Source organism: Rheinheimera sp. (genome assembly GCF_020217005.1).
GTDB lineage: Bacteria > Pseudomonadota > Gammaproteobacteria > Enterobacterales > Alteromonadaceae > Pararheinheimera.
Genome location: NZ_JAIWOI010000004.1, coordinates 1 through 10,000, shown reverse-complemented (window position 1 = coordinate 10,000; position 10,000 = coordinate 1). Strand labels below are relative to the sequence as shown.

The 10,000-nt window shown below is 45.7% G+C and carries 12 protein-coding genes; 4 read left to right on the top strand and 8 right to left on the bottom strand.

What is annotated here, in order from left to right:
• Position 1: 1 nt before the first annotated feature.
• From LDL40_RS00185 to LDL40_RS00175, 3 genes are all read left to right on the top strand, one after another.
• Entirely contained in the window at positions 2-355 is a 354-nt protein-coding gene (locus LDL40_RS00185; RefSeq protein ID WP_300992451.1) for a VOC family protein, read from the top strand.
• A 66-nt stretch (positions 356-421) separates the two neighbouring features.
• A complete protein-coding gene (gene rlmA / locus LDL40_RS00180) occupies positions 422-1,231 on the top strand; it encodes a 23S rRNA (guanine(745)-N(1))-methyltransferase (RefSeq protein WP_300992449.1) in 810 nt (269 codons plus the stop codon).
• 84 nt (positions 1,232-1,315) lie between these two features.
• On the top strand, positions 1,316-3,292 hold the full coding sequence (locus tag LDL40_RS00175; protein ID WP_300992447.1) for a hypothetical protein: 1,977 nt from the start codon (positions 1,316-1,318) through the stop codon (positions 3,290-3,292).
• A gap of 128 nt (positions 3,293-3,420) precedes the next feature.
• Here the strand turns inward: LDL40_RS00175 and LDL40_RS00170 are convergent, their stop codons facing one another.
• From LDL40_RS00170 to LDL40_RS00135, 8 genes are all read right to left on the bottom strand, one after another.
• Positions 3,421-3,558 (bottom strand): hypothetical protein, encoded by a 138-nt coding sequence (locus LDL40_RS00170; protein WP_300992445.1) that lies wholly within the window; start codon positions 3,556-3,558, stop codon positions 3,421-3,423.
• A 173-nt stretch (positions 3,559-3,731) separates the two neighbouring features.
• Positions 3,732-5,201, bottom strand: coding sequence for a hypothetical protein (locus tag LDL40_RS00165; protein ID WP_300992443.1), 1,470 nt, complete (start codon positions 5,199-5,201; stop codon positions 3,732-3,734).
• Positions 5,202-5,288: 87 nt separating this feature from the next.
• Positions 5,289-6,506, bottom strand: a complete 1,218-nt coding sequence (locus tag LDL40_RS00160; RefSeq protein WP_300992441.1) for a serine hydrolase — start codon at positions 6,504-6,506, stop codon at positions 5,289-5,291.
• A gap of 4 nt (positions 6,507-6,510) precedes the next feature.
• Entirely contained in the window at positions 6,511-7,011 is a 501-nt protein-coding gene (locus LDL40_RS00155) for a gamma-glutamylcyclotransferase family protein (protein WP_300992439.1), read from the bottom strand.
• Positions 7,008-7,505, bottom strand: coding sequence for a M48 family metallopeptidase (locus tag LDL40_RS00150; protein ID WP_300992437.1), 498 nt, complete (start codon positions 7,503-7,505; stop codon positions 7,008-7,010). Before LDL40_RS00150 ends, LDL40_RS00155 begins: the two co-directional genes overlap by 4 nt.
• A 76-nt stretch (positions 7,506-7,581) precedes the next feature.
• Entirely contained in the window at positions 7,582-8,148 is a 567-nt protein-coding gene (locus LDL40_RS00145) for a hypothetical protein (protein ID WP_300992435.1), read from the bottom strand.
• Positions 8,141-8,710 carry a sigma-70 family RNA polymerase sigma factor gene (locus LDL40_RS00140; protein ID WP_300992433.1) on the bottom strand — a complete coding sequence of 190 codons (570 nt, stop codon included), beginning with the start codon at positions 8,708-8,710 and terminating at the stop codon, positions 8,141-8,143. Before LDL40_RS00140 ends, LDL40_RS00145 begins: the two co-directional genes overlap by 8 nt.
• Positions 8,711-8,761: 51 nt before the next feature.
• Positions 8,762-9,388, bottom strand: a complete 627-nt coding sequence (locus LDL40_RS00135) for an energy transducer TonB (RefSeq protein ID WP_300992431.1) — start codon at positions 9,386-9,388, stop codon at positions 8,762-8,764.
• 59 nt (positions 9,389-9,447) lie between these two features.
• Here LDL40_RS00135 and LDL40_RS00130 point away from each other — a divergent pair, with 59 nt between their 5' ends.
• Positions 9,448-9,972, top strand: coding sequence for a histidine phosphatase family protein (locus LDL40_RS00130; protein ID WP_300992429.1), 525 nt, complete (start codon positions 9,448-9,450; stop codon positions 9,970-9,972).
• The last annotated feature ends 28 nt before the right edge of the window (positions 9,973-10,000 follow it).

The following is a 10,000-nucleotide window of genomic DNA, read 5'->3' as shown; positions in this document are numbered from 1 at the left end:
AGTGGCTGACTATGATGAAGCTATAGCCTTTTATACCCAAAAGCTTGGTTTCGACTTACTGGAAGACAGTCCACAAGGTGAAAAACGTTGGGTCGTCGTCAGGCCCAAAGGTGCACTTGAAACCGCAATTTTGTTGGCCAAGGCAAGCAATGAGCAGCAAAAACTGCAGATCGGCAATCAATGTGGCGGCAGGGTTTTTCTGTTTTTGCATACAGATGATTTCTGGCGTGATCACCGCCTGATGCAACAGCAAGGAGTCAAGTTCCTCGAAACACCACGGCAAGAAACTTATGGTACTGTGGCTGTATTTGAAGACTTATACGGTACCCGCTGGGACCTGCTGCAACTAAATTAACCGAAATCGGAATAAGCCGACACTCATGATCCCGAGTACAGGTTAAATTCAACCGGAGAAGCTTCTATGTACCTTTGCCCGCTATGCCAGCAGAGCCTGACACAACAAAATAACAGCTTTGTTTGCGGATCCAATCATAGCTTTGATCTGGCGAAAGAGGGCTATTTGCATTTACTGCCAGTGCAGCAAAAAAACTCCAAAGTGCCAGGTGATTCAGCACTGATGATGCAAAGTCGTCGTGATTTTTTAAATGCGGGCTATTATCAGCCTTTGTCTGATGCGGTGAATCAGTGTTTTGCTGCAGTGCTACCACAAAATGCAACTTTGCTCGATCTGGGCTGTGGTGAAGGTTATTACAGCAATAGATTGTTTCAGGCCCTGACAGACAAGAACCTGCAGATCTACGGCGTGGATATTGCCAAAACAGCCATTAAAAAAGCAGCCAAAAGCTACCCTGCCCTGCGGTTTTGTGTTGCCAGCGCCTGGCATTTACCTTTTGCAGAGCAAAGCTTTGATGCTGCACTTAAACTTTGTGCGCCTTGCGAACCAGAAGAACTGGCCAGGGTGCTAAAAGCGGATGCTCTGCTACTGACAGTCACACCAGCACCAGAGCATTTGCTGGAAATTAAGCAGCAGGTATACAGTTCTGTGCGTCTGCACAGTGATCAGATCGAAGCCATCAAAGGCTTTGAGCATCAACAACGCCAACAACTTAAATTGCAGCTCACAGAGTTACCAGATCAGATGCTGTTAAATTTGCTGGAAATGACCCCCTTAGCCTGGAAATTTAAACCAGAACAGAAACAGAGCTTTGCAGCAAGCTCTCCCCAGATCACTCTGAATTTTTATCTAGACTTGTATCGAAAAAATCGTTGAGACAAACGGCGGACAGACTGGCAAAGCCTTTGCATTAAATTGCATGGATCCATTGGAGGGCAATAGCTCAGGTGTTGGTTGTAGATGCAGTTTTTTTTCGAACATCATAAAAATTACTTAAAGCCCCATATGAGTGGCGTTTTACACTACGAACAAAAGTTAACTGAACTGGACAATTGGTGGAGCAAGGTCAGTTTAATAGGCAAAATCAATAGTTTACGTCTTGGTTCTACCATACTGGACAACATGGATCAGACCAAAAAACGTTTTACCGAATTGCAGCAAATACTGATAGACAATCTGCTGCTGGAACAAACTAAAAAAACCTTGTTAACAGACCAGGCCTGCAGCCAGATCGCCATAGATATACTGATCCGTAACTTATTTGAACGTACAGCGGATATAGGCTTCTTAGCCACAGACTCACAAATTCGCGGCTTTTTAGCAAATCCTGATGCAGAAGCCGCAGCGGCATTGCAACAGCATTTAGCGGCCTATGTCAGCTACTATTCGGTGTATCAGGATGTGATAGTACTGAGTCCTGAAGGCCAGATCCTGCTCAGGCTGGACCAGTCGCAAAGCCAAGACTTGAGTCAGGACCCTTTAGTACAGCACTGCCTGCAACATCCACAGCAATTCAGCGAAACGTTCCGTTATTCTGATCTGCAGCCTCAGCAAAAACAGAGCCTGATATATGCCCAGGCTGTAGTGTCAGACCAGGGAACAGCCTTTGGTGTATTGTGCCTTTGCTTTAAGTTTGATGACGAAATAACGACTATTTTCAGAAACTTACTACCCGAGCATAGCCAAAGCCTTTTGCTGCTGCAGGCCGAAGATGGTCAGACTGTGTTTAGTTCCGATCCGGAGAAGCTGCCACCGCAACGTACCTCGGGGCGACAACAGCAATTAGGACTCAGAAAAGTAGAAAACTGTGATTATCTGCTCAGTTATGCTCAAACTCAAGGCTATCAGGGATACTTTGGCCCGGCCTGGCAAACCCAGATTTGGACACCATTAAAGAGCTTATCGGCGCAGACCAAAACCGCCCAACAAGCGATGAGCATGGATGATCATAAGTTGTTTCCTGAACTGTTTCATATCCATCGTTCTTCGTTGCAGGTCAACGACGAACTCAGTCTGATTGTATTAAATGGGGTAATTTCAGCGGCCCGTAACGACGCTGTAGAGTTTGTTCCTGTGCTGGATGCTATCCGTGGTATAGGTAAAGAAATCCATCAGGTGTTTTCACATTCAGTGGAAGAACTGGCTAATACGGTGCTGCACAGTCAGTTGGAAGAACTGGTGATGTTAGCGCGGCAGGCTCTGGATATTATGGACAGGAACCTGTATGAAAGAGCGAACGACTGCCGTTGGTGGGCACACAATAAAAAATTCCAGTTGCTCTTGCAAAATCCTACCCAGGAAAATCGACAGATTGCAGCGGCAGAACTTGCCTATATAAATGATTTATATACGGTTTATTCCAATGTTCACCTCTACGATAACGCTCAGCGTATTTTGTGCAGTGCACGATCCGAAGCCGAACCCCAGCAACAAATGCCAGTAAACAGCGGCTCTGCAGACTGCCTGTTATTAAGCGCTGCAGACCAGTATGCGGTCAGCTCCTTTGCGCCCAGCGCTTTGTATCAGCAGCAATCTACCTACATTTACCATGCGCCTGTATTCAGTGGCAGCGCAGAAAAAGCCAGCGGAGGTATAGCCTTAGTCTTTGATAGCGCGCCACAATTTAGTGCAATGTTGTCGGATATTTTGCCCAAAAATGAGCAGGGCGAAGTGAAGGCCGATTTTTCAGCCTGTTTTATCGATGAAAAAGGCAGAGTTTTGTCATCCAGTAACACGAAACTCTGGGCTGTTGACGAGATCCTTCCCTTGTCCGAAGAGTTAATTGGCTCAGCCCGGCAGCAAGCGGTCTGCGAGCGTATCAATTTAAAGCAACAAAGGTACTGGCTTGCTATCGCCTATTCCAAAGGCTATCGCGAATACAAAGTCACAGACGGTTACTACAATCCGGTATATTGTTGTGTGATGCTGCAGTCCTGACGATGCGCCTCAGGCTTGCATCAAATAAAGCGATAGAGTCAATTGAATTAAAACGTTATCTTTAGGTTGTATCCATCTTTATGCTGACCACAATCAACAAAAGATGGATGCAGCAATTTCAGCAGAATTCAGTTTCTAAGCAGAAATCCCATCGCCGGCAACAGCAGTGCCGCACTTCGTTGCATCAGCTCTTGTTCTACTGTTTTTAAATGGTTTCCATAGCTAAGTTCTGAACCTATAGCAAAAGCTGTGGTCCATCTGGTCATACCATGCTGATCATGTTCAGTGTTGTAAGGCTATTGCATCTGTCTTAAGTGAAGAGTTCTAGCGCAAGCGGTTTTATTCATCTCCCTGAACCGCTATTTTTCGCCCGGCTAACCAGCCGGGCTTTTTTTATACAGTAGGGTCAGCCCGCAAGACAGCCCTGTTTAGGTATGGCTCAGTTCTGAATAGTGGTGACTCTGTTCCATAAATTCTGATTTTTACTGTACGAGAAATACTCGTCCGGAAACCAGCACTTAGGGATTAATTCCATGTTTTTACGTTCTTCAAAATTGGACACTAGTTTACTTAGGATCTCTAACAGCCGTTCTTCACTCATTTTCTCAAGTTTTTTACGGGCCGTCGGGAAATACAAATTATTGTCTACGCTGACCACCACATTAGTACCGGTATTACTAAAAGCCATACCGCGGGTAACAACCCGACATATCGGCATATCTGTGGCTGGCGGATACAAAGACACGACCAGCGCATATTCATACCTGTCCAAATCACGTTTATCTGAGTCTTTAGGAATATAAGTGACGCCATAGCCCTGCGGAAACAAACCGGTAATTTTGATCAAGGCCTCAACAGCCGCTTTGTGATAGTAACCCCGTTCCACACCACTTTGCAGCACCAGCACAGCTTTAGGTAAAGACTCATAACTGTGGTTTAATTTAGTCGACAAGACGACCGAAGTATAAATTTGTGGAATTTTCAGCAGGTTACCTACACCACCTTCAGGCTTAATTGCATTTTTAAGCAAGGTATAGACAAAGTTCAGTTTGTCCTGCTCGTTTTGGTTAAAGAGTTCACGCTCTTCTTTGGAATTACCAATATAACGATCACAAGCCAGTCCTTTGATGACGTAATTCAGAGTTTCCTGATAATTAATTTTTAACAGTGCAACCCGGTTTTCGTCATCGAGCACTCTGAACTCGTCCAAGTCGCCATCAGTACCTTTGAGGATAGCCAAAGCATCAGGATGATAAGTGCCTATATCCTGCAAGATGGCCGCCATCAGCAAGGGCAACTGCACATCGTCACGAAAAGGTGAATAATCGGCTTTATATGCTGCATTGGAATTGTCCAGCATGTCTCTGGCTGCACGTACCTTGGCCTGCACGTAGTTGTTATTTAGCTCGTTATCCAGCAATAAACGGTCCAGCAAACGCAGACTTAAAATGCCTTTATACAAGTGTTTGAATTTTTGATTCACAGAGGCTACATATCTGCCATTGCTGGGAGCCAAAAGTTGAATGGTCCCGAGAAACTTAGACGACATTTGCACTGTTTCTTCGAAGCTGTCTCCTTCTGTCAGTTGCAGTACTGACATACATACAGCTTTTAGACTTCGATAGCGCTCAACCCGGCTATCATCCAGCATACGGATATAAAGTTTTAATGCGGACTGAGCCTCAGCCAGCTGTTTTTGTTCAGCTGAAGACAACTCTGGCTTTTTATCGAACTTCTGCACTTGTAACTGCAATTGGTGCAGTTTTTCATCTTGCTGTTTGGCATGACGAAAATAGTCAGTAGCCACTTCATAAACTGAATCGTTTAATGCAGTGGCATCATGGATTTTGCTAAGGATAGTTTTTACGGTTTTACTGTATGAAGACTGACTTACTGTTCCCATCGACATTTCAGGCATCTATCCTTTTCTGCAGACCACTTAGATTGTACCAAAACGAGTATATACCAATAATACAGTCCTTTGTGTGGTTCAGCCTTATTCCGCTAACATAGGCACTTGCCATTGTTCTTCTGTGTCCATCTCCAGCTCCCATTCCTCCTGCATTTGCGCAGCAAGACGTTTCTTTTTAGCGGGTTTTACAGCCAGCAAATTTGACCAGAACCAGGTCGATAAGTCACCCACGAGATTAGTTTCAGCATTGATCAGCACAACAAAGCCTACGCCTTTTTCTTTAGAGTACGCCATCTCTGTACGATAACCTTTGACCCAGCCACCGTGATAATAGATTTCATGACCACCAAAATTAAAAATACGTAAGCCTAAGCCATAGTGCGATGTAGTGACATATTGTCCCCAGGTGCGGCCACCTAAATCATCTGCAACTTTAACCCTTTTAGTGCGCACATCCTGCAACATGGCCGGGCTCAGCACTGCAGGGTATTGACCTAACTGCGCCATCAGCCACTGACTCATATCCATCACGCTGGCATTCACACCCGCAGCAGGGCTGACACGGTAATAACTTGGATTTACTTTGGTTTCAGCCCAGCCTCTTTTCACCCGGACATGAGGCATAGCACGGTTTTTAGAAGCTAGAAATGCCGAATAACCAACAGAAGCTGTTGGCATTTTTAACGGCTTAAACAGCTTTTGCTCCATCAGGCTTTCGTAGCTGCTACCTGTAGTTTTTTCCATCACAGGGCGGATCAAGCTAAATAATACGTTTTGATAGCCATAGCATTTGCCGGGCGCACAACGTGGGTTTAAATAACGAAACTTAGGCAAAATTTGAGCTGGTGTCTGATTGGCCTCAATTAAATCGTCATAAGTGTTAGGCACAAGACCTGCGCTTTGTGACAGCAGGTGCTCTACTCTCAGAGCTCCGGTATGACGCGGGCTTTTAAATGAAAAAGCAGGCACATAACGGGTTACAGGATCGCTCCACTGAAAGCGACCCTGATGCACCAACAATGAAGACAGCTGACCGGCAAAAGTCTTGGAAACAGACGCCAGGCGGAACACAGTGTAGGCATCAATTTTAGATTTAGTGCCAACAGAGCGCACACCATAAGCCCCAACTTTGACCACTCTGTTGTCTTTGACAATAGCGTAAGCAGCGCCCGGAATATTGTTCTTTTTTAACGTCTGGCGAAAATGCCAGTCAAAATTGGTAGCCAGTTCATCAACATCGGCCGCCAGTAACTGGGGGGAAAGGACGAGGAATGCGCCCACCAGTAATTGGATTAATTTCAATCTGTTAGTCCTCAGACAAAGGGGCTGCCTTTGTTATAGTGCCGTTATCGGCATGTAAGTTATGATAAGTAGTTAACATAGACGGTATCAGCCGGGTAATTAAATCTTCTTTATGCGCTGCACTAACTTGCTGTACAGACCAGTCTCCTTCCAGGTAAGGCAACAAAGCTGGGCCAGCCAGGTAGCACCAGGCATCCAGCCATTGTCCTGAAGACTGTACCCTCACCTTGTGGCGCAAATACAACCCGGAATCCAGTTCTTCGAAAAAGTCGATTTTATCAAGTTCGGCTGCAGCCACATCCAGCAATAACTGTCCTTGTTGCAGATGCCCTGCACAAGGCGCTAAAGCGGGCACAGGCGTGTCACCGGGCTGCTGGTTTAGCCCATAGCTTTTGTAATCAGCAAGGCTGGCTTGTTGCATCGCATAGTTTTTCCCTGTAATGGCGTAAACCACGTCAGGCAAGGTCAACAAACCATAAACAAAGACTGCATCACCAGAGCTCATAAGGCTTTTCCTTCCAGCTGTCTCAATGTTAAAAACAGGCGTAAGTCGAATTCTAACTGATGATACTGGGGTTCCATATGCTGACACAATTGATAAAAGGCTTTGTTGTGATCTTTTTCGCGCAAATGGGCTAATTCATGCACTACAACCATCTTTAGCAAAGCCAAAGGCAATTGTTTAAACAAAGCAGAAATTCGAATTTCCTGTTTCGCCTTTAGTTTTCCCCCCTGAACTCTGCTGACAAAACTATGCAAGCCCAGACTGTTATCCAAATGAATTTTAGCGTCAAAACAGACTTTACTGACCGGAGGACTGGATTTAACAAAACGTTGTTTCAACTCCTGAGTAAACTGATAGAGGCTTTTATCATTTTGAATATCATGCGACATCTGCGGATAACGCTTTGCCAACACTTCAGCAAGACGGCCCTGGGCAATAAGAGACTGCACTTGAGTCAACACAGCCTCAGGATAAGACGTCAAAAAAGTTAACACAGGGTCCACTAGGCATAATCCAGAGCAAAATTCAGCTTAGTGTAAAAAATAAAACGCTTGCCGTGAACCTTTCTTTTTAACCATCACACTGCAAGGCTTGTTGTCGGGAGTACACCGCCAGAATTTGGCCTTGCTGGCCGGTTTTTAACTCAACCCACTGGCCTTCCAGCCAAGGCTGATCCTGTTGTAACTCCTCTGCCAGTAGCTGGTCAATTTTTACCAGCAATTGATCACAGACTGCAATTTGCCATTGATGATCATGAAAACGCAGCTGTCCGATCAGGCTATTAGTTTGCTCCAATTGCTGACGGGCTTGCTGATAGTGCCGATAACGCTGCTGATAGGCACTTTGTTGTGCTGGCGCCTCTGTGTCGCTCAGGCTATGCAGCTGTACTTGATGATAGGAGTTGTCGGTTTGCAGCTGGATTTGATAATAAGCTGGCTGCCACCAAAGTTGTTGTGCCAGCCAGATCAAGGCTGCACTGGCAGCTACCCCCTGCACTACAGGCCAATAGGTTGTCCAGCGCATGGTGTTGGGTTTTGATGTTAACTGCAACAGCTGTTGTTTTAACGACTCAGGCATAGGGTGTTCAGTTTTACTTTGCTGATATAGCTGCTGTAGTTTTTGATCCAGCTTACTCATCATCTTCTCCACGCTGTTTTGCCAAAGTCTGGCGCGCATAACGTAATCTGCTTTTAACAGTTTCAGCTTCTGTTGCTGTGATCTGGGCTATTTGCTGCAGACTGAATCCTTCCAGTTGCAGCAATAACGCCTCCCGTTGAACCAAAGGTAACAGCGCCAATAACTGCTGTAGTTGCAATTCATTTTGTTGCTGCTCCAGTACTAAAGCGGGACTGCCCTGTTCTGTGGCAATCTCTTGCTCAACTTCATACAACCAGCGCTTTTGTTTGCGAAACTCATCCAGTAAAAGATTCCGGCCTATCGCAAATACCCAGGTTTTAACGCTACTCTGTCCGGCAAATTGTTGCTTTTGTTCCATTACCCTTAACCAGGTTTGCTGGCTAAGATCAGCAGCTAATACCGGCTCCGTCTGTTTTAATAAAAAGTGATATAAATCATTACCATAACACTGGATCAACCGGGCCAGAAAAGCCGGGTTGTCGGTCTGAATATAACTTTGCATCAGTGACAGCGGATCAGACTCCGATTCGGGATCACCTTTGCTGAACCAGGATAACAGCATCCTTTGCTCCTCTATTTCAGTCAAACCAATCGCAGCTTAAGTCTTTTATCGTCAGGCTTTATCCAAACTAAAATCCAGCTGAACCTGCATGCCTGTTTGTGCCACCGCCTTGCCATCTCTTATTTGGGGCTGATACTTCCAGGCTTTAAGAGCTTTAATGGCCTCACGGTCAAAAATCCGTTTTGGTTCTGAATCCAGCACTTGTACCTCTGTTACAGCGCCACTGGCTTCTATGGTAAAACTCAATTTTACCCAGCCTTCGATACCGTTTTTAGCAGCCTCTGGCGGATACCTGGGATCAATCCGAACTATTGCCGTTGCTGTTTTATCCTGCACACTAAAATTTCCTGCAGTGCCTAAATCCGGAGCAGATAGCACCGGGTCCACAGATAACTCAAACAAAGGTCCTGTGTTACCTCCATCATCGGCTCTAGAAAATTCAGGCCGTATTACAGGCTTGTCGGGCAGCGGCAAAACCCGCACTATATGAGCTGGCTGACTGTCTTTTCTGGGTTCCGGCACTTCATTGTCGACGCTAATAACCACAGGCTGGATCAATACGGTTCCAGTTGCAATCAATTGCTGCATCAAAGCGAATAATAAAAAGGTAATCACAAAAGCAGGCAAAGCTGCTGTCATTAATTTCTGACGGTCTGTGCTGGTATCTGTAGTATTCATCTGGCATTCTCCACTGGTTTTTTCATTAGACGAAGCTGCGGGAAAAAAGGGGTTAACCAGTGAGAGAAAAAATATCTGTTCTAACCAGCATCATTCTACTGGGTGTTACGGCTTGGTCTTCTTACGCAGCGCCAACAGACATATATCTGGTGCGACATGCAGAAAAGCAGCCATCCGCTACAAAAGATCCAGCATTAAGCCTGTGTGGTGTAGCCCAGGCTCAAGCTATGGCCGCTCTGATTTTTTCTCCGCTGTCGGTGATTTATCACAGTGGGTATCAGCGTACTGAACAAACAGCCCAACAGATTGCGTTAACGCATCAGCAAGCGCCACTTCAACCCTATAACGCCGCGGATCTGCCCGCTATTGCAGCGAAAATACTGCAACAGGATAACAGTGTGCTGGTGGTAGGCCACAGCAACACTACAGCTGAATTGATTCAACTACTAAGTCATCTGCCGGGCCCACAGATCACAGAACAAGACTATGGTGTCGTTTATCACTTAAAGCAGTCGCCGCAAGGCTATCGCCTGTCTGATTACAAAATCAAACAGCCCGCAGAGTGCCGCCAGTCTTCAGGCTAGACACTACCTTGGCAAGCACTTAGCTGTT

Bases quoted from the DNA above. Each gene is read 5' to 3' on its own strand.
- rlmA (WP_300992449.1), top strand. From the start codon at position 422: ATGTACCTTTGCCCGCTATGCCAGCAGAGCCTGACACAACAAAATAAC.
- LDL40_RS00175 (WP_300992447.1), top strand. From the start codon at position 1,316: ATGCAGTTTTTTTTCGAACATCATAAAAATTACTTAAAGCCCCATATG.
- LDL40_RS00170 (WP_300992445.1), bottom strand. From the start codon at position 3,558: ATGACCAGATGGACCACAGCTTTTGCTATAGGTTCAGAACTTAGCTAT.
- LDL40_RS00165 (WP_300992443.1), bottom strand. From the start codon at position 5,201: ATGTCGATGGGAACAGTAAGTCAGTCTTCATACAGTAAAACCGTAAAA.
- LDL40_RS00155 (WP_300992439.1), bottom strand. From the start codon at position 7,011: ATGAGCTCTGGTGATGCAGTCTTTGTTTATGGTTTGTTGACCTTGCCT.
- LDL40_RS00145 (WP_300992435.1), bottom strand. From the start codon at position 8,148: ATGAGTAAGCTGGATCAAAAACTACAGCAGCTATATCAGCAAAGTAAA.
- LDL40_RS00140 (WP_300992433.1), bottom strand. From the start codon at position 8,710: ATGCTGTTATCCTGGTTCAGCAAAGGTGATCCCGAATCGGAGTCTGAT.
- LDL40_RS00135 (WP_300992431.1), bottom strand. From the start codon at position 9,388: ATGAATACTACAGATACCAGCACAGACCGTCAGAAATTAATGACAGCA.